Origin of the sequence: Pseudomonas sp. NFR02, from assembly GCF_900119375.1 — a bacterium.
Classification (GTDB): domain Bacteria; phylum Pseudomonadota; class Gammaproteobacteria; order Pseudomonadales; family Pseudomonadaceae; genus Aquipseudomonas; species Aquipseudomonas paracarnis.
This window is the reverse complement of record NZ_FPJJ01000005.1, coordinates 48,700-72,451: the sequence shown is the minus strand read 5'-3', so window position 1 is coordinate 72,451 and position 23,752 is coordinate 48,700. Positions and strand designations below refer to the sequence as shown.

The following is a 23,752-nucleotide window of genomic DNA, read 5'->3' as shown; positions in this document are numbered from 1 at the left end:
TGTTTTTATTGTTGCGTCACCCTAGACCTGTGGTTGGCGGTTGTTGAAGAAGTATTCAGCGGGTTGATTGAAGACCATAAAAACCAAGGTATACGCCCTTCAGTGTGGGAGCTGGCTTGCCTGCGATGGCGGTGCTATAGCAATCGATGAGCGGCCTGGCCCACCGCTATCGCAGGCAAGCCAGCTCCCACATTTTCAAACTCATTTCAGTGTGGAATCAGCGAACGCCCTCCGATCTCAGTGCAGCCGGGGTGTAGTCCGCCGCCTTGGCCGCGAAGCCGAACACGAAGCTGCTCTTCTCCTCGTTCTTCATGCCCAGCGCGATGTAGCGTCCGGCAATCAGGTCGTACAGGGTTTCCACGGTGTAGGCCGGCACCTGGTGGTCGTAGTAGAACTGCGCATGGCCTTCGGCAACGCGCCATAGTTGGCCGCGACCGTCGTAATGGTCTACCAGCGCAACCTGCCAGCTGTCTTCATCGATATACATATGGCGCTTGGCGTAGATGTGCCGCTCGCTGGGTTTAACGGTACCGACCACTTCCCACACTCGGTGCAGTTCATAACGGGTCAGGTCCTGGTTGATATGCCCGGCCTTGATGATGTCGTCGTACTTGAGGCTCGGCGAATCGAGCTTGTAGCTGTTGTAAGGGATGTACATCTCCTTCTTGCCCACCAGTTTCCAGTCATAACGGTCGGGTGCGCCGGAGAACATGTCGAAGTTGTCGGTTGTGCGCAGGCCGTCGGAGGCGGTACCCGGGCCGTCGTAGGACACCTGCGGTGCACGCCGCACACGGCGCTGGCCGGCGTTGTAGATCCAGGCCAGGCGCGGTTCCTTCACCTGGTCGAGGGTTTCATGCACCAGCAGCACGTTGCCCGCCAGCCGCGCTGGCGCGGTGACCGATTGCTTGAAATAGCTGAGCACGTTGGCGGCCTTGGCCGGGTCGATATCCGGGATGGCTTGCGGCACCGCTACTTCTTCTTCGAAACGGATCGGCGTGTAGCTGCCATTGGTCTGGGGCGTGGCCTGAGTGATGATGCGCCGCAGGTTGCCGCCGTGGTAACGGGTGATGTGATTCCACAGCACCTCGACGCCATTTTTAGGGATAGGGAACGCGTAGTAACGGTTGCCGGTGAAGTTCTCCAGGCCGTTGCCATCGTTGATCGCCTTCACATTCAAGGCGCTGCGCTTGATCGACTCGTAAATGTCCGCCGGCAAGTTGACCGTACGGTGGCTGGGGTACACCGGGATCTTGTAGGTCTCGGGGTAGCGCTTGAACATCGCTACCTGGCCGTCGGAGAGCTTGTCCTTGTACTTGTCCACCGTGGCAGCGGTGATCACGAACAGTGGTTTTTCACTGGCGAAGGGGTCGGCGAGAAACCCCTTGCTGTCCACCGCGCCTGCATTCTTGGGGATGCCGCCGGTCCAGGCCGGAATCGAGCCATCGGCGTTGCCGGCTTTTTCCGCGCCGACCGGGGTCAGGGAAGTTCCGAGCTTGGCGGCTTCTTCGGGCGATACCGCCGCCATTACGTTGGCGGCCAATACGCTCAGGGCCAACATTGCAATCATCTTACGCATAGGGTCTTGTCCTTCTTTTAAGCCAGATCAGAAGTTCACGCCGAAGCTGAGGGCGAGGAAGTCGCGGTCGGTCAGGGTGTTGTAGTCACCGCCAAAAAAGTCGGTGTAGCTCAGGCTTGCGGTGTAGGTGCTGCGATAGTCCGCATCCACGCCGACGCTGATGGCCTTGGCGCCTTTGTTGAACAGGCCGTTGGGGCCGTAGCCCGCCACGTCGTGGGACCAGGACAGGTTGGGCTTGAGGTTCACACCGGCAATGGCGTTGTTGTAGTCAAGGATCGCCCGCGCCCGGTAGCCCCACGAGGTGGAGGTGACAAAACCGTCGGTGTCACCTTGAAAACCGTAGGCGCCGTACACCGAGTCTCGGCCGTAACGCAGTTTGGTTTTGTCTTCCAGGCCGGCGACGTGCACCACCGCCGCTTCGCCCACCAGGGTCAGGCGCTCGGCGCCCAGTACCTGGTCGAAGAACTGGGTCATGGTGCTCTGGATCTGGGTGATTTCCTTGCGGCGGTAGCCTTTGTTGTCATCGCCGAAATTGCTGCGGATGGGTGAGGCGAGCTGACCCGCGATGGGGTTGACCAGGGCCAGGGTCAGGTCGGTGGTGTTGAGCTGCACCGGCGCATTGGGCCGATAGCTGATTTCGCCGGTCCACGCCGTGCCCGTGGGCAAGGTGGTGGAGAAACTGGCGCCGAACAGGCGGATGTCCTCCGGGTAATCCAGGTAGTACTGGCCGCGGCCGAGCATGGTGCTTTGCGCCAAACCGCCCCCGGAACCGGGTGCCAGGGCGTTGGCGGTGTTGATGATGCGCCCGATGGTGGCCAGGTTGGTATTGGCGGTCAGGGTGCCGACGGTCGGTGTACGGCTGTGGTAGTTCATGAAATACAGGCCGTATTCAGTGTCATCGCCCAGCCAGCGCAGGGCCGCGCCGAACTGGCCGGAGTCACGCGCATCGCGGTCACCGGCACGCCGCACAATCACGCCTTCATTGGTCACGCCAAACCCTTGACCAAAGGCAGCGGCCACCGGTTGCAGCGGTCGGATCGCCGGGCTGCCCACGGTGTAATTATTGGTGCAACCGTCCGCCGCCACGCCCCCGCCGAAAAAGGTGCCGCAGTTGTCGAGCACCGTCTGGTCCCATTCCAGTTGATAGAAACCTTCCACGGTCAGTTGATTGGTCAGGCTCTGGGAGGCAAACAGCATGTTCACCGGGATCAAGCCTTCCTTGATCTCGGCACCGGGCCTGCGGAACGCCGACACGTCGATCGGGTTGATGCTGTTGATGGAGTTACCGATGAAGGTACTTTCGCCCCAACTGACCACCTGCTTGCCGGCGCGCACGGTGCCGGGCAGGTCGCCCAGGGAGTAGTTGTGGTAGACGAAGGCATCGAGGATCTGCGCACCGCTGGACTTGGCGCCTTCCTTGCGGTTGTGATCGCTGATGGGCTTGAACTCGCGGTCTTCGTCCTTGAGCTCGAAGTCGTACCAATACTTGCCACGCACGAATACCCCGGTGTCGCCGTACTTCAACTCAAGGTCGTGCAGGCCCTTGAAGATCTTGGAGAAGGTCTCGCCCTTCTTGAAGTTGAGGCGCCCGTCATCCCCGGTGGACGCCTGGCCCGTCCCGCCATTGACCGTGCCGACCAGGCTTTTATCGGCATCGCGCATGCCCCAACTGGCGCCGACCGACAGCGAGGAGTCGAATTGCCCTTCGATCTCGCCGATGTTGAACGAAACAGCCTGCGCCTGGGCACAGCAGCCCAGCGCAACCGCAGTGGCCAGCGCCTGTGGCGTGAAGATGGCGCGCATTATTGTTTTTGTCATGCGTCTTCCCCGGTGAGTGACAGAAGGCCCCACCCTACTGCCGCCCTTGAGGAGCGATAAGCGCACCAAGGAGGTATTCGTGTTGTCGCTCGAAAGGATGACGGGGTTCTCTGGCCGGGCGTTGGCCTGGAGACATGCATGCGATGGATGAAGGGTTATCAGAAGGATCGATGGCGCCCTGTAATTATTGCCGATCTGGTAATAGTCCTTGTCCTGATTCGCTATTACTCATTTTGTTACAACCGACTATTCTTGCCTGGCTTTCAGGGCAAACGGCCCGCTCCCGCATTGGGGAGAAAAGCTGATTTATAACGGATTGATCCTGTAATCAGTCTGTTCCCGGTGTTCACTGACGTTGATTTGTCGCTCCTTGATCCAACGTCTTACTTCGGCCGCTGCCTATGCAGCGGCCTTTTTTATGCCTGCAATAAAACGGGGCGTCGTCGACGCCCCGTGGGATTCATTGATTTACCGGCAATGATCAGAGGCTGAACTTCTGCAAGTTGGCCATCATTTCCTTCAGTGCCTCGATATTGTCCTTGGGGTGCGCAGCCCCTTCGAAATCGCAGATCTGCTGCCAGTGCGCGGCCACATCCTGCGGCGAAAAACCGGCCTCGGGATCAAAACCCACACCCAGGCTGCGCTCCCAACGGGTCTTGCCGATCCAGCCGCCACCCACTTCAAACAAGCCTGCGGTTTCCTCACAGGCGTCACTGCCCAGGTACACCACCAGTGGGCTGACCAGTTCCGGCTTGAGGCGCTCGAACACCTGCGGCGGGATCAGCCCTTCGGTCATGCGTGTGCCACCGGTGGGGGCAATCGCGTTGACCAGGATGTTGTTCTTGCGCCCTTCCAGCGCCAGGGTGCGGGTCAAGCCATACAGGCCCAACTTGGCCATGCCGTAGTTGGACTGGCCGAAGTTGCCGTAGATACCGGACGTCGACGCCGTGAAGATCACCCGGCCATAACCCTGCTCGCGCAAATACGGCCAGGCGGCGCGGGTGACTTTGTAGGCGCCTTCGACGTGCACCCGGTAAACCAGGTCCCAGTCGCTGTCATCCATTTTATGGAAGGTCTTGTCGCGCAGGATGCCGGCGTTGTTGACCACCACGTCGACCCGGCCGAAGACATCCAGGGCGTTCTGTACGATCTTGTCGCCGTCGGTGACGGAGTCATGGTTGGCTTCGGCAATGCCGCCCGCCGCGCGGATCTGCGCCACAACCCGGTCGGCCGCCGAGGCGTTGGCGCCCTCGCCTTGGGTTGACCCCCCCAGGTCGTTGACCAGCACTTTGGCCCCGTGCCTGGCGAACAGCAGCGCATGGGCCTGGCCCAAGCCACCACCGGCGCCGGTGACGATCACCACCTTATCCTGGAACTGCACTGACTCACTCATACCGAACTCCGCTGGCGACAATGGGAATAGGCAGAGTGTCACGCACACAGCCTTTGGTCACAATAAAGACGGCCAGGGCTGAATGGTGCTTGATAAGGCAGCGGGATGATGCGCAGGCTCAGGAATAGGCCGCGCGCGGTGAAGGCTGGCTGATGCGCTCACGAAACGCCTGGTAATGCTTGAGCACTTGGACCGGCGCCTCGATCTGCGGGTAATGGCCGATATTGGCCAGTCTTATCGTGTCGGGCTGGGGCACCAGTTGGCGATAGCGCTCGACCATATGGGCACCGGAAATCGGGTCCACCTCGCCGTCGATCACCCGTAAAGGTACTTCGCCTCGCTGCATGGCCGTGAGCCAGCGCTCGCGCAGACGACGGCGCTGGGGGATGTAGGCGATCAGTTTGTGCAGGATACGCGGGCCGTCGTTGCAACTGATCAAACTCCAGAAATCATCCAGCACGCTTTCACTGGGCCGCGTCTGGGGGCCGAAGATCTGGTTGAAACTGCTGGCCAAGGCATTGCGCCCAAAGGCCCGACCGATCATCCAGCCCAACGGGCTGAGCAGCAGCTTTTGCACCAGCGCCGGCCGATGGGTTTCCGGAAACAGCCCGCCGTTGAGAAATACACAACTCGCCATCGGGAACCGGCCCTCGTAATGCCGAGCCAATAATTCCTGGGCGACACTGTCGCCGTAGTCATGAGCCAACACATGCACCGGCTGCTCTACGCGCAGGTGCTCAAGCAGCGCCTGTTGCAGATCGGCCTGTTCCAACAGGCAATAGTCGTGGTCCAAGGGTTTGGCCGAGTCGCCAAAGCCGAGCATGTCGCAGGCAATCACCAGGTTGCGCTGGGCCAGGGGTTGCCACAGGTAGTGCCAGTCCCAACTGGCCGTGGGGAAACCATGAATCAGCAGCAACGGCTCGCCCTGGCCGGCCATCCAATACCGCACGGTGTGGCCACGAAAGACGAAGTCCTGGCCGCGCTTGCGCCAGGCTCTGAGCGGTATCTCGGCGAGTGGCATCAGCTTTTATACCCGGGGTCCTGGTGGTCCAATTTGCGTAGCAGCGCCGGCCAGGCCAGCGCACCCCCCATACCTTGGGCGCTTTTTGTGACAGCTGCCACCATCGCCTTGGCACCGGCGAGAATCTGCGGCTCGATGGCGATCAACTCGGTGCCGCCGCTCTGGGCCAGCACCTGGATCTCGCAGGCGCGCTGGAAGGTGAACATCATCAGGAAGGTATCGGCGATGGTGCCGGCGCAGGTCAGCAGGCCGTGGTTATGCAGCATCAGGAAATTGTTCTGGCCCAAATCCGCTTGCAGGCGGGCCTTTTCCTCGTGATTGAGCGCCACGCCCTCATAGGCGTGATAGCCCAGGCTGGACAGTACAAACAGCGATTGCTGGCTGATGGGCAATACACCCTGCTTTTGCGCACACACCGCCACGCCCGCAGCAGTGTGAGTGTGCAGCACGCAGGTCACGTCGTGGCGTACTTCGTGGATGGCGCTGTGGATGGTGTAGCCCGCAGGGTTGATATCGTAGGGGCTCTCCATTTGCTTATTGCCGGCCTGGTCAACCTTGACCAGGCTCGACGCGGTGATCTCATGGAACATCAGCCCATAGGGGTTGATCAGGAAATCTTCAGTGCCCGGCACCTTGGCCGAAATATGCGTGAAGATCAGGTCATCCCAACCGTGCATGGCCACCAGGCGATAGCAGGCCGCAAGGTCCACGCGGGTTTGCCATTCGGCGGCGCTGACCTGGGCTTTGACGTTTTGTGGCGATGGAGCAGGGGCTAGGCTCATGGCAATGACCTCCTTGGCGCACTTCTTATGGTGTCTAAAGTGAGAGCCAGTCTAGTCAGACGCCGAGGCGCAAGGAGTTTCCTTGGCAGCCAGCTTGATGACTGAGCGAGTCAGTCAAGAGAATAGTACAAATACGTGTCAAACAAGCGCCGTCAATAACGGCGCTCCCTGGGGCTCAACCGCGCAGCGCGGTGATCAAATCGGCCAGCCAAGGCTCGGCGTCAGCTTCCGGGGTGACGCTTTCGCTGGCGTCCAGGCGCAGCATCGGCTGCACTTCGCGGATGCCCAGTTCGGCGAACAATTCGCGCATTTGTTCACCGCCGCCACAGAAAGTATCGCCATAGCTGGCGTCGCCCAGGCCGATGACCGCTCCCGGCAGGCCGCGCCAGGCGGCGGGCAGTTGGTCGCGGATGGTTGAGTACAGAGGCTGCAGATTGTCGGGCAACTCGCCCATGCCGGTGGTCGAGGTCACTGCCAGGAATGCATCGGGAGCAAAGGCCTGCACGTCTGCCAGCGTGGCACGTGCGTTGTGCCAGGCGTTGAAACCTGCGTCCTTGAGGATTTCTTCCGCGTGGCGAGCGACTTCTTCAGCCGTACCGTAGACCGAGCCGGAGAGGATGGCGACTTTCATCAATCTGATCCTGTAGTTGAGTGAAAGCGTGGGATATTAGCAGCCCGTGCCAATATTTCAGTGCGCACCGTGCAACATTCCAGACTTGCCATAAACTGGCAAGGTCAAAACCAGGCCATGGACCGCTCTATGATTAACGCCAAACTGCTGCAAATGGTCGTCAATGCGTCCAACGACGGAATCGTTGTTGCCGAGCGCGAAGGCCGGGAAAAACCACTGATCTACGTCAACCCGGCCTTCGAAAGGATGACTGGCTACACGCTGGACGAAATCCTCTATCAGGACTGCCGCTTCCTGCAGGCGGGCGACCGCGACCAACCGGCCTTGATCGCCATTCGTGATGCGCTCGACAGCGGCGGCACCTGCCGAGAGATCCTGCGTAACTACCGCAAGGACGGCACGCCTTTCTGGAACGAGCTATCGCTTTCGACCGTGTACAACGAGGTCGACAAGCAAACCTATTTCGTCGGTGTGCAGAAAGACGTCACCACTCAAGTCAAGGCACAACAGCGTGTCGCCCAACTGGAAGCTCAGTTGGCCGAGCTCAAGAGCGAGCTCGCCGCACTCAAGGCGACGAGTGGATTTAACAAACTGTAAAAAATGCGGTCTTTAGAGCGATAATGGCTTTTTAATGCCTCAGCCTTGAGCCAGATCAATGCAACGCGACACGCTATTGACGCAGGACGAGCTGGATTTTATCCAGGACATGACGCACAACCCGCAGCTCAACCTGCGGGATGCATGGTCGAGCCTGACGGTTAATGGCGGCGCACAGATTCGCGATCTGCTCACGCGACTAGCGGCTCACGACCAGGTCACCATCCAGGCGCAGTTCGACAACCAGCAACTCACCTTCCCGTTGCACCTGGTGGAAGATGAATTTCATGCTGTGCATTTGCGCCTGGGCGTACCGAGCATTTTTGAAGATGGGCCGATGATCCGCCCGTGGCGCCTGGCGCTTGAAACGCCGGTGGCGCTGGAAAACATCAAGGGCTACTCCAGCGCGCTGTGGGTGCACGAAGTGTCATTCAAAGGGGTGCTGGTAGAAGTGCGTGGCCGGGTCAAACCGCCAAAGACGTTTTCCCTGTGGTTCAGCCCTTCCGGCTACGAACGCATCGCCCTGCGCGGTACGCTGGAGCGGGAAACCGCCCGCGGCCTGTTCGCTTATCGCCTCAGCCAGAGCGATGCTGATGAGATCGAACGGTTACGCCAGTTCATCCTGCACCAGCATCGCCTGGTTCATCCTCACGTTCATGCCTGAGACTCCAGATGACCGCTGAGCAGTTGCTGCAAGCGGCGCGGCATCAAGCGCCCGTCATTGCCCAGACAACCAATCGATGCCCCCTCCTGGCTGTGTTCTGCCAGCTCTGACGCCTCTCCAGCCAGCAGCAACGGGCAGTCGAGGGTGAAGGCCAGGCGATTGAGCCGCGACGCCAGCTCTGCGCCAGGGGCATGGTTGGAAAACAGCACCAGGGCTTGCGGCTGAGTGCGCTCACAGATCAGCGTCAACTCATCCAGTGGCTGGCCAACGCCCAGGACCTTGACCGCCAGTTTCTCGCTCGACATCAACAAGCCCGCCACCAGCAACTCCAGCTCACGGCACTCTCCGGCAATGGCTGACAGCAATACCCTGGGCGCTGGCGAGGCACAGGCCATTTGCAGGCACCGTGCGACACGCGAGCGCAGGAAATTATCGAAGAACAGCCACTCGCTGGCTTGGCCAAAGCGGCCTTGGTGACGTGACAACTGCTGCCACAGCGGGACCAAAATGTCCTGGAACACCACGGTTGTCGAATAGACGCTGAAGATCTGGCCGTACAACCGGTCGAGCTCACGATCATCAAAAGCACTGATGGCCTGCCGCAGTTGCGCCTGCCATTGGCGCCACTCCAGTTCGGTATCGCTGCGTGACGCGGTAGCCGGCTCGCTGGACTGTGGGTCGCGCGCCAAAAGCTTGCCGACTTTGCTCACCGCCACGCCCCGCTCGATCCAGTCGAGGATGCGGTGCACGGTTTCAATATCGGTGCTTGAGTAAAGCCTGTGCCCACTTTCGGTGCGTAAAGGCTGGATCAAACCGTAGCGACGCTCCCACGCACGCAACGTCACCGGGTTTACGCCTGTAAGTCTTGCCACTTCACGAATCGGAAACAGCCCCTCGCCGTCAGTGTGGCTGTCGGGTGTCGTATCGCGAAGAGGCGCAGTGATTTCGGGCATCAGCGGTCAAGAAACTTGTATGAATTTGAATACTATTAACGCCGATTGAACTGCATGATTCAAGATCTACGGCGATCCATCCGAAGTTTCTGGCGTATTTGGGCAAAACCGGAATAATCCTTGCCTGTTCTTTTGCGTCGCTGCACCACCCCGCAGCTTCGTCCGTGCGCCGCCTACCCGGCTCGGCGCACTTGCTGATTTTGGAGATATACGATGTCTACCTCACCCGTCACCTTGATGGTTGCGCGCCGCGTGGCCAAAGGTCGCTACGAAGAACTGATGGCCTGGCTGCGCGAAGGCGAGCAATTGGCGACTGATTTCCCCGGTTACCTGGGTTCCGGCGTGCTGGCGCCACCGCCCCATGATGATGAATTCCAGATCATCTTCCGCTTCGCCGATGAAAAGACCCTGCACGCATGGGAGTTCTCCGCTTCGCGCAGCGCGTGGCTGAGCCGTGGCAGCGAGCTGTTTGCCGACCCGTCGGAACACCGTGTCAGCGGTATCGATGGCTGGTTCGGCGCAGCGGGTGCCCGCCCGCCACGCTGGAAACAGGCGGTGGCCATCTGGTTGGCTTTTTTCCCGGTATCGTTGCTGTTCAACTTCGGCCTGGGGCCGCTGCTCAGCGAGTTGGACCTGTTCAGCCGCGTACTGGTGAGCACCGCAGCCCTGACCCCGTTGATGGTTTATTTCTTTATACCGCTGTCGACCCATCTGCTGGCGAACTGGCTGCACCCTTCGCCCCCTCGCAAAGTCACTGAAGCCGCCGCTTGAGTACAGGGAGGCCGGCGCGCTGGTATAGTTTGAGCCTGCCAGCGACTTGAGCCTCCCATGAATGCAACCAACGCTCCGATCCTGATCACCGGTGCCGGCCAGCGTGTCGGCCTGCATTGTGCCGAGCGCCTGTTGGATGAAGGCCAAGCGGTGATGTTCAGCTACCGCAGCGAACGCCCCGGCGTGCAGGCGCTGCGTGAGCGCGGTGCCATCGGCGTGTTTGCCGATTTCTCCAGCGAAGCCGGAGTGCTGGCTTTCATTGCCGCAGTCAAAACCCATACTCAAAGCCTGCGAGCAATCATCCACAACGCTTCAGCCTGGGTCGCCGAAACCCCGGGCGACGAAAGCCGTGCCTTTATCGACATGTTCAGCGTGCACATGCTTGCGCCGTACCTGATCAACCTGCATTGTTCATCTTTGCTGCAACGCTCGACACCCGCCGATATCGTGCATATCAGCGACGACGTGGTGCGCAAGGGCAGCCGGCAGCACATCGCCTATTGCGCCACCAAGGCCGGGCTCGACAGCCTCACGTTATCGTTTGCCGCACAGTTCGCGCCGCTGATCAAGGTCAACGGCATCGCACCGGCGATGGTGATGTTCAACGAAGGCGATGACGCGGCCTATCGCGCCAAAGTCCTGGCCAAGTCGGCCCTGGGCATCGAGCCCGGACCCGAGGTGATCTACCAGAGCGTGCGTTACCTGCTGGACAATCCCTATGTCACCGGTACCACCCTGACCGTCAACGGCGGGCGGCATATCAAGTAAGCCGTTTGCGAGGATGTTGTATGACCTTATCCCTGCCCCACCATTACCGCGAGATCCTCAAGGGCCTGGGCGAAGACCCGCAGCGCGAGGGCCTGCTCGATACGCCCAAGCGTGCCGCCAAGGCCATGCAGTACCTGTGTCATGGCTATGAGCAGAACCTGGAAGAAATCGTCAACGGCGCACTGTTCGCGTCCGACAATGACGAGATGGTGATCCTCAAGGACATCGAGTTGTATTCGTTGTGCGAGCATCACCTGCTGCCCTTCATCGGCAAGGCCCATGTGGCCTATATTCCGACCGGCAAGGTGCTGGGCCTGTCAAAACTGGCGCGCATTGTCGACATGTTCGCCCGGCGCCTGCAGATCCAGGAAAACCTCACGCGGCAAATCGCCGACGCCATCCAGGACGTGACCCAGGCCGCCGGCGTGGCGGTGGTGATCGAAGCCAAGCACATGTGCATGATGATGCGCGGCGTGGAGAAACAGAATTCAACCATGAACACCTCGGTGATGCTCGGCGCCTTTCGCGAGTCGAACACCACCCGCATGGAGTTCCTGCAACTGATTGGACGGAGCAAGTAGCAATGCCACAACTTCAACCAGGCATGGCGCGTATCCGGGTCAAGGACCTGTGCCTGCGCACCTTTATCGGCATCAACGAGGACGAAATCCTCAACAAACAGGATGTGCTGATCAACCTGACCATCCTGTATGCCGCCCAGGAAGCCGTGCGTGACAACGACATCGACCACGCCCTGAACTACCGCACCATCACCAAGGCCATCATCGCTCACGTCGAAGGCAATCGCTTTGCCCTGCTGGAGCGCCTGACCCAGGAACTGCTGGACCTGGTGATGAGCAACGAATCGGTGCTGTACGCCGAAGTCGAAGTGGACAAGCCCCACGCGCTGCGCTTTGCCGAGTCGGTTTCGATCACTCTGGCCGCCAGCCGCTGATACCAAGTGAGCCCTATGAACGACCAACAACGCCTCGAACTCGAAGCCGCCGCCTTTCGCCGATTGGTGGCCCACCTGGACAGCCGCAAGGATGTGCAGAATATCGACCTGATGAACCTCGCGGGCTTCTGCCGCAACTGCCTGTCCAAGTGGTACAAGGCCGAGGCCGACGAACGCCAGATCGAGGTCAGCCTCGATGAGGCCCGTGAAGTGGTGTACGGCATGCCGTACGCCGAGTGGAAAGCCCAATACCAGCAAGAAGCCAACGCCGACCAACAGGCCGCGTTTGCCAAAGGAAAGCCTCATGACTGATTTGAACACCCTGCGCGCCAGCCTCAACAGTGGCAAACACCTCTTTGCCGACACCCTGGCGTTCGTCGCGGCCGGTTACAACTACCAGCCGCAAGCTTTCACCAACGGCGGTGTGGAAAACGCTGCCGGACAGAACGAAGGTTCGTGCAAGACCCTGGGTTTGGCGCTGCTGGAAGGGTTGAGTGATAAGGAAGCACTGCTAGCGTTTGGTGAGCATTATCGGTCGGTGGTGGCGACGCCTGAGGGCAGTGACCATGGCAATATCCGAGCGTTGATTGCCCATGGGCTGGCCGCAGTGAAGTTTGCTGAACAGCCTCTGACTCGCCGCTGATTTAATAATCAACCCCGCTCAATGTGGGAGCCGGGCTTGCCCGCGAGGGCGGTGGTGACTATCACACCGCTATCGCAGGCAAGCCAGCTCCCACATTTGTTTTGCGGTGTCTCGGCTAGATCGCAGGCATAAAAAAACCGGCTTTCGCCGGTTTTTTCAATTTCACAGGTTTAGAACGAAGCGTCCTTCAAACCGTCGAGGTAACGCTCGGCATCCAGGGCCGCCATGCAACCGGCGCCGGCCGAGGTGATGGCCTGGCGGTAGACGTGGTCTGCCACGTCGCCGGCAGCGAAGATACCTTCGATGTTGGTCGCGGTCGCATTGCCTTCACGGCCACCTTGCACCACCAGGTACCCGTCTTTGGCTTCCAGCACGCCTTCGAACAGCGAGGTGTTCGGGGTGTGGCCGATGGCGATGAACACACCGTCGACTTTCAGCTCGTCGAAGCTGCCGTCGTTGTTTTTCAGACGGGCACCGGTCACACCCATGTTGTCGCCCAGGACTTCATCCAGGGTGGCGTTGAGCTTGAGGATGATCTTGCCTTCGGCGACACGGGCGTGCAGCTTGTCGATCAGGATCTTCTCGGCGCGGAAGGTCTCGCGGCGGTGAACCAGGGTCACGGTGCTGGCGATGTTGGCCAGGTACAGCGCCTCTTCCACAGCAGTGTTGCCACCGCCGACCACGGCAACCGGCTTGTTGCGGTAGAAGAAACCATCGCAAGTGGCGCAGGCCGAAACGCCCTTGCCCATGAACGCTTCTTCCGAAGGCAGGCCCAGGTAACGCGCACTGGCGCCGGTGGCGATGATCAGCGCGTCGCAGGTATACACACCGCTGTCACCGGTCAGGCTGTAAGGCTTTTTCGAGAAGTCGACCTTGTTGATATGGTCGAAGACAATCTCGGTTTCAAAGCGCTCGGCGTGCTCTTTCATCCGCTCCATCAGCACCGGGCCGGTCAAGCCGTGGACATCGCCAGGCCAGTTGTCGACTTCAGTAGTGGTGGTCAACTGACCGCCCGCCTGCATGCCGGTGATCAGCAGCGGCTTGAGATTGGCCCGGGCAGCGTAGACAGCGGCGCTGTAACCGGCAGGGCCGGAACCGAGAATAATCACTCGGGAATGACGGGTATCAGACATGACTCACTCCTACCGACCGCCCAAACCACAGGGCGGCGGGAATAAAAAAGGACCGCGAAGCACTTGGGGAAGGCTTTGACTCGCCAGGTCCTGAAAATAATGGGTGCAGCGTATCGAGGGGGGCAAGATTAAGGAAATACGCATTAACAATCCAGCTCATAGGTGTTCTCTATGTGCGCAATTAAGTTAATCGACACCTTTGTAACCCTGGATGTCGCCTACCTGCCCGCGCTTTCACAACAGGTGCAAAGCCGGTAAGGTCGGCGCGTTCGCCATTTTGCTCGGAGTATTCCATGCCCGCCCCTGCTCTTTCCGGCCCGCAATACCTGCGTGAAGGCCTCAAACTGGTGTTGAGCCCTGGCCTGCGCCTGTTCGTGTTGCTGCCGTTGGCGATCAACCTGGTGCTGTTCGTCGGGTTGATCTATTTCGCCGGCCATCAGTTCAGCCTGTGGGTCGATAGCTTGATGCCGACGCTGCCCCACTGGCTAGGCTTTTTGAATTACCTGTTGTGGCCGCTGTTTGTTGTGCTGGTGGTGCTGATGGTGTTTTTCACGTTCACCATGCTCGCCAATATCATCGCCGCGCCGTTCAACGGGTTTCTCGCCGAGAAGGTCGAGGTCGTGGTACGTGGCACCGACGACTTCCCGCCGTTCAGTTGGGCCGAACTGGCCGCCATGGTCCCACGCACCCTGGCGCGGGAGATGCGCAAGCTGGGTTACTTCCTGCCACGTGCCATCGGCCTGTTTATCCTGTCGTTCATCCCCGTGGTCAACCTGATCGCGGCGCCGTTGTGGCTGCTGTTTGGCGTCTGGATGATGGCGATCCAGTACATCGACTACCCGGCCGATAACCATAAGCTGGGCTGGAACGAGATGCTCGCATGGCTGCGCCAGAAACGCTGGCAGAGCATGAGTTTTGGCGGCATTGTCTACCTGGTACTGCTGGTGCCGGTGGTCAACCTGTTGATGATGCCAGCGGCGGTGGCCGGCGCAACGTTGTTCTGGGTGCGTGAGCAAGGCGCCGAGGCGATGGCGCAGCAAGCGGTGGCCAAGTCATAAATCCATCATCGCACTGACACAATGGCGACATGGCCCACGCCGACACTGTGGGTCATGACGACAGCCTCGCTTCACATCACCCTCATTACCGAAACCTTCCCGCCGGAAATCAACGGGGTGGCCAATACCCTTGGCCGCCTGTGCGAGGGTTTGCGCTCACGCGGCCATCAGGTCGAACTGGTGCGCCCACGTCAGAACACCGATAAGAGCCGATCAAGTGACGATCAACTGCTGCTGTGCCGCGGCTGGCCATTACCCGGTTACCCAGGGCTGCAATGGGGCCAATCGTCGATGCGAAAACTGCTCCGACGCTGGAGCCGGCAGCGCCCGGATGTGTTGTATATCGCCACCGAAGGGCCGCTGGGATTGTCCGCTTTGCGGGCGGCGCGGCGGTTGGGAATCAGCGTCGTCAGCGGCTTTCATACCAACTTTCAGCAGTATTCGAACCAGTACGGCTTGAGCCTGCTCAGTCGCGTGGTCACCCATTACCTGCGCTGGTTTCACAACCGCTCGAGCCTGACCCTGGTACCGAGCGCCAGTCAGCGTCTGGAACTGGAGCGTCGGCATTTTGAGCGCTTGGGGATGTTGGCCAGAGGCGTCGACAGCCAACTGTTCCACCCCGCCAAACGCGACAGCACTCTGCGCGAACGCTGGGCATTGAATAATGAGCAAATCGCAGTACTGCATGTAGGACGACTGGCTCAGGAAAAGAACCTGGGACTGCTCAAGCGCTGTTTCGAGACCTTGCAAGACAGATACCCACTGCGTCAGATGAAACTGATCATCGTTGGTGATGGGCCGCAACGAGCCATGCTGGAGAAAGACCTTCCCGACGCCATTTTCTGCGGTGCTTTGCGCGGTGAAGAACTGGCTCGTCATTACGCATCCGGTGATGTGTTCCTGTTCCCCAGCCTGACCGAAACATTCGGTAATGTGGTTTTGGAGGCCATGGCTTCAGGACTGGGAGTTGTGGCCTACGACCAGGCAGCCGCCACCCAGCATATTCGTCATGGCTATAACGGGGTGCTGGCGATGCCGGGGGATGAAAATGCGTTTTGCGATGCCGCCAATTGGCTGCTGGAGGACGCAGAAGGTTTACGCCGTATGCGCCTCAATGCCCGTCAACACGCAAGCCGCCAAGGCTGGCCAGCGATTGTCGAGCAATTCGAGCATCAGTTACGTGGGGTGTGCGGGGAGAGTTTTGACCTTCCAACGCAACCTTACGTGCGCTGAACAATCGGTCAATGATCAAACGCATGGCCAGCCTGCTACCGGCCACTCAAGTTTTGCCTGGTATTTAAACCGGGAACCAACGGTTGCGTAACGCCAATCATAGAGACCTGCCGATCAAGCAGGCCCTTTGAATATGGAGATAATGAACAATGCCAATTTATGGAATGGGTGTACGCAATGGCGTCAACATGCCAACCGCGGAGTGGACACGCCAGCAACAATGGCTGGATCAATCCCGTGCAGAACCGCCAACCTACGGCCAGCCTGGGCACAAAGATGGGCTCAAGACTGATCATCACAAAGAGCTGAATAAGCGGCCAGAGTATTAATCACTAAAGCAACAGAACTCCCTGTGCCCCATCACAGGGAGTCCGAGTCCTTACACTAAGGTCGTCAACGCCTCACGACTGAAGGGCAGGATGTCGCCTTCACGCCCTTCGCGCACCTTCACCGCCCAATCCGGGTCCACCAGCAATGCACGGCCCACTGCCACGAGGTCGAACTCATCGTTGTTCAGGCGCTCCAGCAGTTTCTCCAGACTGGCAGGCTGGGCGACTTTGTCGGTGTTGACCATGAACTGCAGGAACTCGCCATCCAGGCCCACGCTGCCCACCGTGATGGTTGGCTTGCCGGTGAGCTGACGCGTCCAGCCGGCCAGGTTGAGGTCCGAGCCTTCAAATTCCGGCTCCCAGAAACGACGGGTGGAACAGTGGAAAATATCCACGCCAGCGTCAGACAATGGCTTGAGGAACTCACCCAACGCTTCAGGGCTTTGTACCAGGCGCGCGGTGTAGTCCTGCTGCTTCCACTGGGAGAAACGCAAGATGATCGGAAAATCCGGGCCGACAGCGGCGCGGGTCGCCTGGATCAGTTCGATGGCAAAGCGCGAGCGGTTGGCCAGGCTGCCACCGTATTCGTCGGTGCGCTGGTTGCTGCCTTCCCAGAAAAACTGGTCGACGAGGTAGCCGTGGGCACCGTGGATTTCCACGCCGTCCATGCCGATCGCCTGGGCATCCTTGGCCGCTTGGGCGAAGGCGTTGATCACCTGCGTGATGTCCTGTTTGGTCATGCCGTGCACAACGACATTGCCGTCCTTGAGCTTTTCCATCGGGCCATAAGCCGGCACGCTGGCGTCAGGTTCAGTGCCGATACGGCGCACACTGCCCACATGCCACAGTTGCGGGACAATCTTGCCGCCTTCGGCGTGGACTGCATCGACCACTTTCTTCCAGCCGGCCAAGGCGGCTTCACCGTAAAAATGCGGCACGTTGGGGTAGCCGTTGGAGGCTGGGTGCCCGACCACGGTGCCTTCAGTGATGATCAAGCCCACACCGGCAGCGGCACGGCGACGGTAGTACTCAATGACTTTCGAGTTGGGTACGCCACCTGGGGAGAACGAGCGGGTCATGGGCGCCATGACCACGCGGGTCGACAATTGCAATGCACCGAGCTGGAAGGGTTTGAACAAGGCTTGGACGGGCATGGAGCGCTCCACGGCTAAGAAATTTATGACGTGGATAATATGGAGAGCAGAGCGTCTCTCAAAGCACTATTGATCTAAATGATTAAGGTATAGAAGCGCCCGAATACCTGTAGGCGTCAACTCAGGGCTTTTTCGATGGCCTGGATGATGGAGGGATCTTCTGGGGGCGTACGGGGCGAGAAACGCGCAAGTACCCGGCCATCCTTACCCAACAGGAATTTCTCGAAGTTCCAGGTGATATCCCCAGGAAACTCAGCGCCCTCGCCCGCCAGCAAGCGGTACAGCTGGTGCCGATCAGGGCCGTTGACCTCGATCTTGCTGCCCAGTGGAAAGGTCACGCCGTAGTTCAGGCTGCAGAACTGCTGAATCTCCTGCTCGGTGCCGGGCTCCTGGCCTGCAAACTGGTTGCATGGCAAGCCGAGCACTGTGAACCCTTGGTCCCTGTACTGCTGGTAGAGGTTTTCCAGCGCCGCGTATTGCGGGGTCAAACCACATTTGGACGCCACATTCACCACCAGCACGACTTGGCCCTTGAAAGGCGCCAGCGGTAGCGCTTGTCCGTCCAAGGCTTTGAGTTTCAGATCGTGGAAAGCACTCATGACGAACTCCAGATATCCCATGTTCTTTGCATTGCAGCCCTTCGGAGCTTACAACCCGAAAGGCTGCAATCATAGACGCCGGTGACGAAACTCGCCTGCAGGTTACTGAGCGGTCGGCCAGGGCAAAATCGGGATCGCCGTCACCGCATTCTGCGGGCTGCCTTCGATCAAGCGGTCGCTGTAGACCAGATACACCAGGGTGTTGCGCTTCTTGTCGAGGAAACGCACCACCTGCATGGTCTTGAACACCAGCGAGGTGCGCTCCTTGAACACTTCGTCGCCGTCCTTGAGTTCACCCTTGAAGTGGATCGGGCCCACCTGGCGGCAAGCGATCGAGGCCTCGGCACGGTCTTCGGCCAGACCCAGCCCGCCCTTTACCCCGCCGGTCTTGGCGCGGGACAAGTAGCACGTCACGCCATCGACCTTGGGGTCGTCAAACGCTTCAACCACAATCCGGTCGTTGGGGCCGACGAACTTGAACACTGTCGACACCTGGCCGACTTCTTCGGCCGAAGCCAGCAGCGGCATGGCCAACAGCAGGCCGAGCAATCCCTTTATCACGCGCATCGTGTATTTCCTATGGTTAAACCAGGATCAGGTTGTCGCGGTGAACCAGTTCCGGTTCCGCCATATAACCCAAGAGTCCGACAATGGCGTCGGAGGATTGTCCAATAATCTTCTGTGCTTCCAGAGCGCTGTAGTTGGCCAGGCCGCGCGCGATCTCGCGACCGTCTGGCGCAACGCACACCACCATCTCGCCACGGCGGAAGCTGCCCTGTACCAACTTCACACCCACCGGCAGCAGGCTCTTGTTGCCCTGGGACAAGGCCGATACGGCTCCCGCGTCCAACACCAAGGTGCCACGGGTTTGCAGATGCCCGGCCAGCCACTGCTTGCGCGCGGCCAACATGCCGCGTTCCGGCGACAGCAGCGTACCAATGCGCTCACCGGCCTTGAGGCGATCCAGCACGCGCTCCAGGCGCCCGCCGACGATGATGGTGTGGGCACCGGAACGCGCGGCCAGGCGAGCGGCGCGCAGTTTGGTCTGCATGCCACCGCGGCCCAGGGCACCGCCGACACTGCCGGCGACCGCATCCAGCGCCGGGTCGTCGGCGCGGGCTTCGTAGATAAGCTGGGCATCGGGGTTGTTACGCGGGTCGGCGTCGAACATGCCATCGCGGTCGGTGAGGATCACCAGCAGGTCGGCCTCTACCAGATTGGCCACCAGGGCGGCCAGGGTGTCGTTGTCACCGAAGCGGATTTCGTCGGTGACCACGGTGTCGTTCTCGTTGATGACCGGGATGACCTTGAGCTCCACCAGCGCGCGCAAGGTGCTGCGGGCGTTGAGGTAGCGCTTGCGGTCGGACAGGTCGTCGTGGGTCAGCAGCACCTGCGCCGTGTGGCGACCGTGCTCGGCAAAGCTGGACTCCCAGGCTTGCACCAGGCCCATCTGGCCGATGGCGGCAGCGGCTTGCAGTTCGTGCATCGCGCTGGGTCGCGCGGTCCAGCCGAGACGGCTCATCCCGGCGGCAACCGCTCCGGACGACACCAATACCAACTCAACGCCTGCCTCATGCAAGGCCACCATCTGCTCGACCCAGACGCTCATGGCTGCGCGGTCCAGACCCTTGCCATCCGCCGTCAACAGCGCACTGCCGATTTTCACGACCCAGCGCTGCGCACCTGTCACTTTGCTCCGCATCATCTTCAACCTTAGAGTGAGGGCCGCGCGACCCAGCGCTGCCCATAACGTTATACCCGGATACCAAAACGCCGCTCCAGGGAGCGGCGTTCAAGTTTATCGCAACGGATCAGTCACGCACGTAAATGATTTCCGGGCCATCTTCATCATCCACGTCTTCTTCGTCCCAATCATCGTCGCCGATGTCGTGGACTGACTTCACGCCGCTGCGGCGCAGGGCGCGCTGGTCGTCCAGGGCCTGCAACTGGGCACGGGCTTCGTCTTCGATCTGCTGGTCGAGTTCGGCGAGTTCGGCCTTGTACACCGGGTCGGCCGCCAGGCGGTCGGCACGGTCTTCCAGGTAACGCATGATGTCGCGGGTCAGGCGCTCGGTGCCTTCTTTGGCGATGGCCGAGATGACGTAGACCGGGCCTTCCCACTCCAGGCGATCAACGATCTCCTTGACGCGCTCTTCGTGCTCTTCTTCAAGGATCTGGTCGCACTTGTTCAGTACCAACCAACGATCGCGCTCGGCCAGGGCCGGGCTGAACTTGGTCAGTTCGCTGACGATGACTTCGGCGGCATCGGCGGCACTGGTGTCATCCAGCGGTGCCATGTCGACGAGGTGCAGCAGCAAACGGGTACGGGACAAGTGCTTGAGGAAGCGAATACCCAGGCCCGCGCCGTCGGAAGCGCCTTCGATCAAGCCAGGAATGTCGGCGACTACGAAGCTTTTCCAGCGGTCTACGCTGACCACGCCCAGGTTTGGCACCAGGGTCGTGAACGGGTAGTCGGCCACTTTCGGCTTGGCGGCCGATACCGAACGAATGAAGGTACTTTTACCCGCGTTCGGCAGGCCCAGCAGGCCCACGTCCGCCAGTACTTTCATTTCCAGCTTCAGGTCGCGCTGCTCGCCCGGCTTGCCCGGCGTGGTCTGGCGTGGTGCACGGTTGGTACTGGACTTGAATCGGGTGTTACCCAAACCGTGCCAGCCGCCCTGCACAACCATCAGTTTCTGGCCGGCCTTGGTCAGGTCGCCAATCACTTCCTGGGTCGCGGAGTCGATGATCGTGGTGCCGACCGGTACGCGCAGTACCAGGTCTTCACCTTTTTTACCGGTGCAGTCGGTGCTGCCGCCGTTGGAGCCACGCTCGGCATCGAAGTGCCGGGTGTAACGGTAGTCGACCAGGGTGTTGAGGTTTTCGTCGGCCATCATGTAGATGGAACCGCCGTCACCGCCGTCACCGCCGTTCGGGCCACCGTTTTCGATGAATTTTTCGCGACGGAAACTCATGCAACCGTTACCGCCGTCGCCTGCTTTTACTCGGATGGAAACTTCATCAACGAACTTCATAACAAAACGCCTCTCGCCGCATGGACGAGCTTAAGAAACCAAGACATAAGACTCTTGCAAAAATGAGCGCAGCGACCTCAATCAGCGACCGCAAACCAGCGCCTGAGCTCATCACAGACAGCTTTGCAAGAGACTCACTCCACAAACGAAAAAGCCCCGTCGCAAGACAGGGCTTTTCCAGCGATCTCGCAATTAAGCTGCGACAACGCTCACGTAACGGCGGTTGAACGCGCCCTTTACTTCGAACTTGATCACGCCTTCGATTTTAGCGAAGAGGGTGTGATCTTTACCCATGCCAACACCGTAACCGGCGTGGAATTGGGTGCCGCGCTGACGCACGATGATGTTGCCCGGAATGATTTTCTGGCCGCCATACATCTTCACGCCAAGGCGTTTGGCTTCTGAGTCGCGACCGTTACGGGTACTACCACCAGCTTTTTTGTGTGCCATGAGTCAATTCTCCTAGTGAGGAATTAGGCTGAAATTAAGCCTGAATACCGGTGATTTTGATCTCGGTGTACCACTGGCGGTGGCCCATACGCTTCATGTGGTGCTTACGACGACGGAACTTGATGATGCGGACTTTATCGTGACGACCTTGGGAGATCACTTCAGCCACAACGGTAGCGCCAGCAACAACTGGAGCGCCGATGTTCACGTCATCGCCATTGGCGACCAACAGAACGCGATCAAAAGTAACGGATTCGCCAGTAGCGACTTCCAGTTTCTCGATCTTCAGGTATTCACCTGGGGCGACTTTGTATTGCTTGCCACCAGTAACAATTACTGCGTACGACATGGTATTTCTCCGATAATCCTGCTCACCCAGCGCTTTATAAGAAGAGGTATTGGCTGGCATGGCTGCATGGGATGGACGTCCCGAATGCAATTGCGTAAGGCAGGTGCTGCCCAGGAAGTTCAGGGTGCGCGATTGTACGCAAGCTATGGGAGGCTTGCAAGGGGCCGTCTATCGCGCCTTGACACCCGGGGGTCAGGGTCCTAGCATGCCGCGCAACCCTTCTGGAGCGACTGTCGCTGATGCAACCCCAAGCTTTCTACCGCGCGGTCGCGGACGATTTTAGCGCCGTCGACGGCATCATCAAACAGCAGCTGACGTCTAAAGTGCCGCTGGTCTCCAAAATTGGCGACTATATTACGTCGGCGGGCGGCAAACGCCTGCGTCCTTTATTAGTGTTGCTGTGCGGCAAGGCCCTGGGCCGCCAAGGCGATGACCTGCGCCTGCTGGCCGCCACGATCGAATTCCTGCACACCGCCACCTTGCTGCATGATGACGTGGTCGACATGTCCGGCATGCGCCGTGGTCGCGAGACTGCAAACGCGATGTGGGGCAATGCGCCCAGCGTGTTGGTGGGCGACTTCCTGTATTCGCGCTCGTTCGAAATGATGGTCGAGCTGGGCTCGATGCCGGTGATGAAGATTCTTTCACAGGCCACGCGCATCATCGCCGAAGGCGAAGTGTTGCAGCTGTCCAAGGTGCGCGACGCCAGCACCACCGAAGAAACCTATATGGAAGTAATTCGCGGCAAAACCGCGATGCTCTTCGAAGCCTCTACCCACAGTGCTGCCGCGCTGTGTGGCGCCACCGCCGAACAGGCCGAAGCCCTGCGTACCTTTGGTGATCATCTGGGCGTGGCGTTCCAACTGGTGGATGACCTGCTCGACTACAAGGGCGACGCCGAAACCCTGGGCAAGAACGTCGGTGACGACCTGGCCGAGGGCAAGCCGACCTTGCCGCTGATCTACACCATGCGCGAAGGCACGCCGGAACAGGCCGCCCTGGTGCGCAAGGCGATCCAGAAAGGCGGGATCGAAGACCTGGAAGCCATCCGTGCCGCTGTAGAAGCTTCGGGTTCCCTGGAGTACACGGCGCAACTGGCGCGTGACTACGTGGCGCGGGCGATCACATGCCTGCAAGCGCTGCCGGCCAGTGAATACCGGGATGCCCTGGTTGAGCTGAGTGAGTTTGCGGTCGCCCGTACTCACTGATTCCGCGCTGTTTGATGTGGGAGCTGGCTTGCCTGCGATGACTGGAGTGAACTCACTGCCGCTATCGCAGGCAAGCCAGCTCCCACATTAGGACGAGTCCAACCCCATCCGCGTTTAAAACCCTATATAATGTGCGACTTTTAGCCATCCCTGACTTTCTAGGAGCTTTAGTGAGCACGTTGCCTCCCTGCCCGAAATGCAATTCCGAATACACCTACGAAGACGGCGCCCAGCTGATCTGCCCGGAATGCGCCCATGAATGGTCCGCCACTGGCGAGGCCGAAGTGGCTGGTGATGAAACCGTGAAGAAAGACGCTGTGGGCAATGTCCTGCAGGACGGCGACACCATCACCGTGATCAAGGACCTCAAGGTCAAGGGCACTTCCCTGGTGGTCAAGGTCGGCACCAAGGTCAAGAACATCCGCCTGTGCGACGGCGACCACGATATCGACTGCAAGATCGACGGGATCGGCCCGATGAAACTCAAGTCCGAGTTCGTACGCAAAGTCTGATCCTGCTGCATTCCATCCCGCGCCCGCCGCGGGATGGCGTTTCGCCCTCTGCGTTGATCGAACGCAATACCCACACAGAAAAACCCAGAAACTGCCAATAGACGCTTGCTATTCTACGAA

At 59.7% G+C, this 23,752-nt stretch carries 27 protein-coding genes; 12 read left to right on the top strand and 15 right to left on the bottom strand.

Annotated features, from left to right (window positions below; translation table 11 throughout):
* Positions 1 to 217: 217 nt before the first annotated feature.
* From BT199_RS16290 to BT199_RS16265, 6 genes are all read right to left on the bottom strand, one after another.
* Positions 218 to 1,576, bottom strand: coding sequence for a DUF1329 domain-containing protein (locus BT199_RS16290; RefSeq protein ID WP_072435012.1), 1,359 nt, complete (start codon positions 1,574 to 1,576; stop codon positions 218 to 220).
* Between the two features lie 27 nt (positions 1,577 to 1,603).
* Entirely contained in the window at positions 1,604 to 3,394 is a 1,791-nt protein-coding gene (locus BT199_RS16285) for a DUF1302 domain-containing protein (RefSeq protein ID WP_072435009.1), read from the bottom strand.
* Between the two features lie 481 nt (positions 3,395 to 3,875).
* On the bottom strand, positions 3,876 to 4,787 hold the full coding sequence (locus tag BT199_RS16280; RefSeq protein WP_072435007.1) for an SDR family oxidoreductase: 912 nt from the start codon (positions 4,785 to 4,787) through the stop codon (positions 3,876 to 3,878).
* Between the two features lie 118 nt (positions 4,788 to 4,905).
* On the bottom strand, positions 4,906 to 5,808 hold the full coding sequence (locus BT199_RS16275) for an alpha/beta fold hydrolase (protein WP_072435005.1): 903 nt from the start codon (positions 5,806 to 5,808) through the stop codon (positions 4,906 to 4,908).
* Entirely contained in the window at positions 5,808 to 6,590 is a 783-nt protein-coding gene (locus BT199_RS16270; protein WP_020302024.1) for a class II aldolase/adducin family protein, read from the bottom strand. Before BT199_RS16270 ends, BT199_RS16275 begins: the two co-directional genes overlap by 1 nt.
* 175 nt (positions 6,591 to 6,765) lie before the next feature.
* Entirely contained in the window at positions 6,766 to 7,221 is a 456-nt protein-coding gene (locus BT199_RS16265) for a flavodoxin (protein ID WP_014719876.1), read from the bottom strand.
* 129 nt (positions 7,222 to 7,350) lie between these two features.
* Between BT199_RS16265 and BT199_RS16260 the strand changes: the two genes are divergently transcribed.
* Positions 7,351 to 7,818, top strand: coding sequence for a PAS domain-containing protein (locus BT199_RS16260; protein WP_054896971.1), 468 nt, complete (start codon positions 7,351 to 7,353; stop codon positions 7,816 to 7,818).
* A gap of 58 nt (positions 7,819 to 7,876) precedes the next feature.
* On the top strand, positions 7,877 to 8,482 hold the full coding sequence (locus tag BT199_RS16255) for a hypothetical protein (protein ID WP_072435002.1): 606 nt from the start codon (positions 7,877 to 7,879) through the stop codon (positions 8,480 to 8,482).
* Here BT199_RS16255 and BT199_RS16250 read toward each other — a convergent pair.
* On the bottom strand, positions 8,473 to 9,435 hold the full coding sequence (locus tag BT199_RS16250; protein WP_072435000.1) for a MerR family transcriptional regulator: 963 nt from the start codon (positions 9,433 to 9,435) through the stop codon (positions 8,473 to 8,475). The genes BT199_RS16255 and BT199_RS16250 overlap by 10 nt on opposite strands.
* 213 nt (positions 9,436 to 9,648) lie before the next feature.
* Here BT199_RS16250 and BT199_RS16245 point away from each other — a divergent pair, with 213 nt between their 5' ends.
* From BT199_RS16245 to BT199_RS16220, 6 genes are read left to right on the top strand one after another with little or no spacing between them, the layout of a single operon-like run.
* Positions 9,649 to 10,206 (top strand): putative antibiotic biosynthesis monooxygenase, encoded by a 558-nt coding sequence (locus BT199_RS16245; RefSeq protein ID WP_072434998.1) that lies wholly within the window; start codon positions 9,649 to 9,651, stop codon positions 10,204 to 10,206.
* A gap of 57 nt (positions 10,207 to 10,263) precedes the next feature.
* The gene (gene folM / locus BT199_RS16240) at positions 10,264 to 10,974 is read left to right on the top strand and encodes a dihydromonapterin reductase (RefSeq protein WP_072434996.1); all 711 of its coding nucleotides are present in this window, start codon (positions 10,264 to 10,266) and stop codon (positions 10,972 to 10,974) included.
* Between the two features lie 20 nt (positions 10,975 to 10,994).
* The gene (gene folE / locus BT199_RS16235) at positions 10,995 to 11,555 is read left to right on the top strand and encodes a GTP cyclohydrolase I FolE (RefSeq protein ID WP_003194072.1); all 561 of its coding nucleotides are present in this window, start codon (positions 10,995 to 10,997) and stop codon (positions 11,553 to 11,555) included.
* Positions 11,556 to 11,557: 2 nt separating this feature from the next.
* Positions 11,558 to 11,929 (top strand): dihydroneopterin triphosphate 2'-epimerase, encoded by a 372-nt coding sequence (gene folX, locus BT199_RS16230; RefSeq protein ID WP_003194073.1) that lies wholly within the window; start codon positions 11,558 to 11,560, stop codon positions 11,927 to 11,929.
* Between the two features lie 15 nt (positions 11,930 to 11,944).
* Positions 11,945 to 12,241 (top strand): DUF1244 domain-containing protein, encoded by a 297-nt coding sequence (locus BT199_RS16225; RefSeq protein WP_014719882.1) that lies wholly within the window; start codon positions 11,945 to 11,947, stop codon positions 12,239 to 12,241.
* Positions 12,234 to 12,572: a HopJ type III effector protein gene (locus BT199_RS16220; protein WP_060768069.1), complete on the top strand. Its 339-nt coding sequence runs from the start codon at positions 12,234 to 12,236 to the stop codon at positions 12,570 to 12,572. Before BT199_RS16225 ends, BT199_RS16220 begins: the two co-directional genes overlap by 8 nt.
* Before the next feature lie 170 nt (positions 12,573 to 12,742).
* On the opposite strand, the gene trxB is transcribed toward BT199_RS16220, so the two are convergent.
* Positions 12,743 to 13,705: a thioredoxin-disulfide reductase gene (gene trxB, locus BT199_RS16215; RefSeq protein WP_003194076.1), complete on the bottom strand. Its 963-nt coding sequence runs from the start codon at positions 13,703 to 13,705 to the stop codon at positions 12,743 to 12,745.
* Between the two features lie 293 nt (positions 13,706 to 13,998).
* Between trxB and cysZ the strand changes: the two genes are divergently transcribed.
* Complete coding sequence (cysZ, locus tag BT199_RS16205) at positions 13,999 to 14,763, top strand: sulfate transporter CysZ (protein WP_019817478.1); 765 nt, start codon at positions 13,999 to 14,001, stop codon at positions 14,761 to 14,763.
* A 54-nt stretch (positions 14,764 to 14,817) separates the two neighbouring features.
* Entirely contained in the window at positions 14,818 to 15,996 is a 1,179-nt protein-coding gene (locus tag BT199_RS16200; protein WP_019817477.1) for a glycosyltransferase family 4 protein, read from the top strand.
* A gap of 379 nt (positions 15,997 to 16,375) precedes the next feature.
* Here the strand turns inward: BT199_RS16200 and BT199_RS16190 are convergent, their stop codons facing one another.
* From BT199_RS16190 to rplU, 7 genes are all read right to left on the bottom strand, one after another.
* A complete protein-coding gene (locus tag BT199_RS16190) occupies positions 16,376 to 17,479 on the bottom strand; it encodes an NADH:flavin oxidoreductase (protein ID WP_014719887.1) in 1,104 nt (367 codons plus the stop codon).
* 116 nt (positions 17,480 to 17,595) lie between these two features.
* The gene (locus tag BT199_RS16185; protein WP_014719888.1) at positions 17,596 to 18,078 is read right to left on the bottom strand and encodes a glutathione peroxidase; all 483 of its coding nucleotides are present in this window, start codon (positions 18,076 to 18,078) and stop codon (positions 17,596 to 17,598) included.
* Positions 18,079 to 18,180: 102 nt separating this feature from the next.
* Positions 18,181 to 18,645: a CreA family protein gene (locus BT199_RS16180; protein ID WP_014719889.1), complete on the bottom strand. Its 465-nt coding sequence runs from the start codon at positions 18,643 to 18,645 to the stop codon at positions 18,181 to 18,183.
* Between the two features lie 16 nt (positions 18,646 to 18,661).
* A complete protein-coding gene (gene proB, locus BT199_RS16175) occupies positions 18,662 to 19,780 on the bottom strand; it encodes a glutamate 5-kinase (RefSeq protein ID WP_019817476.1) in 1,119 nt (372 codons plus the stop codon).
* Positions 19,781 to 19,889: 109 nt separating this feature from the next.
* On the bottom strand, positions 19,890 to 21,113 hold the full coding sequence (gene cgtA, locus BT199_RS16170) for an Obg family GTPase CgtA (protein ID WP_003194084.1): 1,224 nt from the start codon (positions 21,111 to 21,113) through the stop codon (positions 19,890 to 19,892).
* Positions 21,114 to 21,305: 192 nt separating this feature from the next.
* Positions 21,306 to 21,563: a 50S ribosomal protein L27 gene (gene rpmA / locus BT199_RS16165; RefSeq protein WP_003176049.1), complete on the bottom strand. Its 258-nt coding sequence runs from the start codon at positions 21,561 to 21,563 to the stop codon at positions 21,306 to 21,308.
* A 34-nt stretch (positions 21,564 to 21,597) separates the two neighbouring features.
* Positions 21,598 to 21,912, bottom strand: coding sequence for a 50S ribosomal protein L21 (gene rplU, locus BT199_RS16160; RefSeq protein WP_007950961.1), 315 nt, complete (start codon positions 21,910 to 21,912; stop codon positions 21,598 to 21,600).
* Between the two features lie 239 nt (positions 21,913 to 22,151).
* Between rplU and BT199_RS16155 the strand changes: the two genes are divergently transcribed.
* Positions 22,152 to 23,120 (top strand): polyprenyl synthetase family protein, encoded by a 969-nt coding sequence (locus tag BT199_RS16155; protein ID WP_014719891.1) that lies wholly within the window; start codon positions 22,152 to 22,154, stop codon positions 23,118 to 23,120.
* A gap of 170 nt (positions 23,121 to 23,290) precedes the next feature.
* Positions 23,291 to 23,632 (top strand): zinc ribbon domain-containing protein YjdM, encoded by a 342-nt coding sequence (locus tag BT199_RS16150; protein ID WP_014719892.1) that lies wholly within the window; start codon positions 23,291 to 23,293, stop codon positions 23,630 to 23,632.
* The last annotated feature ends 120 nt before the right edge of the window (positions 23,633 to 23,752 follow it).

Excerpts from the sequence above, each read along its gene's own strand:
- BT199_RS16290 (WP_072435012.1), bottom strand. The coding sequence starts at position 1,576 with ATGCGTAAGATGATTGCAATGTTGGCCCTGAGCGTATTGGCCGCCAAC.
- BT199_RS16285 (WP_072435009.1), bottom strand. The coding sequence starts at position 3,394 with ATGACAAAAACAATAATGCGCGCCATCTTCACGCCACAGGCGCTGGCC.
- BT199_RS16280 (WP_072435007.1), bottom strand. The coding sequence starts at position 4,787 with ATGAGTGAGTCAGTGCAGTTCCAGGATAAGGTGGTGATCGTCACCGGC.
- BT199_RS16275 (WP_072435005.1), bottom strand. The coding sequence starts at position 5,808 with ATGCCACTCGCCGAGATACCGCTCAGAGCCTGGCGCAAGCGCGGCCAG.
- BT199_RS16270 (WP_020302024.1), bottom strand. The coding sequence starts at position 6,590 with ATGAGCCTAGCCCCTGCTCCATCGCCACAAAACGTCAAAGCCCAGGTC.
- BT199_RS16265 (WP_014719876.1), bottom strand. The coding sequence starts at position 7,221 with ATGAAAGTCGCCATCCTCTCCGGCTCGGTCTACGGTACGGCTGAAGAA.
- BT199_RS16260 (WP_054896971.1), top strand. The coding sequence starts at position 7,351 with ATGATTAACGCCAAACTGCTGCAAATGGTCGTCAATGCGTCCAACGAC.
- BT199_RS16255 (WP_072435002.1), top strand. The coding sequence starts at position 7,877 with ATGCAACGCGACACGCTATTGACGCAGGACGAGCTGGATTTTATCCAG.
- BT199_RS16250 (WP_072435000.1), bottom strand. The coding sequence starts at position 9,435 with ATGCCCGAAATCACTGCGCCTCTTCGCGATACGACACCCGACAGCCAC.
- BT199_RS16245 (WP_072434998.1), top strand. The coding sequence starts at position 9,649 with ATGTCTACCTCACCCGTCACCTTGATGGTTGCGCGCCGCGTGGCCAAA.
- folM (WP_072434996.1), top strand. The coding sequence starts at position 10,264 with ATGAATGCAACCAACGCTCCGATCCTGATCACCGGTGCCGGCCAGCGT.
- folE (WP_003194072.1), top strand. The coding sequence starts at position 10,995 with ATGACCTTATCCCTGCCCCACCATTACCGCGAGATCCTCAAGGGCCTG.
- folX (WP_003194073.1), top strand. The coding sequence starts at position 11,558 with ATGCCACAACTTCAACCAGGCATGGCGCGTATCCGGGTCAAGGACCTG.
- BT199_RS16225 (WP_014719882.1), top strand. The coding sequence starts at position 11,945 with ATGAACGACCAACAACGCCTCGAACTCGAAGCCGCCGCCTTTCGCCGA.
- BT199_RS16220 (WP_060768069.1), top strand. The coding sequence starts at position 12,234 with ATGACTGATTTGAACACCCTGCGCGCCAGCCTCAACAGTGGCAAACAC.
- trxB (WP_003194076.1), bottom strand. The coding sequence starts at position 13,705 with ATGTCTGATACCCGTCATTCCCGAGTGATTATTCTCGGTTCCGGCCCT.
- cysZ (WP_019817478.1), top strand. The coding sequence starts at position 13,999 with ATGCCCGCCCCTGCTCTTTCCGGCCCGCAATACCTGCGTGAAGGCCTC.
- BT199_RS16200 (WP_019817477.1), top strand. The coding sequence starts at position 14,818 with ATGACGACAGCCTCGCTTCACATCACCCTCATTACCGAAACCTTCCCG.
- BT199_RS16190 (WP_014719887.1), bottom strand. The coding sequence starts at position 17,479 with ATGCCCGTCCAAGCCTTGTTCAAACCCTTCCAGCTCGGTGCATTGCAA.
- BT199_RS16185 (WP_014719888.1), bottom strand. The coding sequence starts at position 18,078 with ATGAGTGCTTTCCACGATCTGAAACTCAAAGCCTTGGACGGACAAGCG.
- BT199_RS16180 (WP_014719889.1), bottom strand. The coding sequence starts at position 18,645 with ATGCGCGTGATAAAGGGATTGCTCGGCCTGCTGTTGGCCATGCCGCTG.
- proB (WP_019817476.1), bottom strand. The coding sequence starts at position 19,780 with ATGCGGAGCAAAGTGACAGGTGCGCAGCGCTGGGTCGTGAAAATCGGC.
- cgtA (WP_003194084.1), bottom strand. The coding sequence starts at position 21,113 with ATGAAGTTCGTTGATGAAGTTTCCATCCGAGTAAAAGCAGGCGACGGC.
- rpmA (WP_003176049.1), bottom strand. The coding sequence starts at position 21,563 with ATGGCACACAAAAAAGCTGGTGGTAGTACCCGTAACGGTCGCGACTCA.
- rplU (WP_007950961.1), bottom strand. The coding sequence starts at position 21,912 with ATGTCGTACGCAGTAATTGTTACTGGTGGCAAGCAATACAAAGTCGCC.
- BT199_RS16155 (WP_014719891.1), top strand. The coding sequence starts at position 22,152 with ATGCAACCCCAAGCTTTCTACCGCGCGGTCGCGGACGATTTTAGCGCC.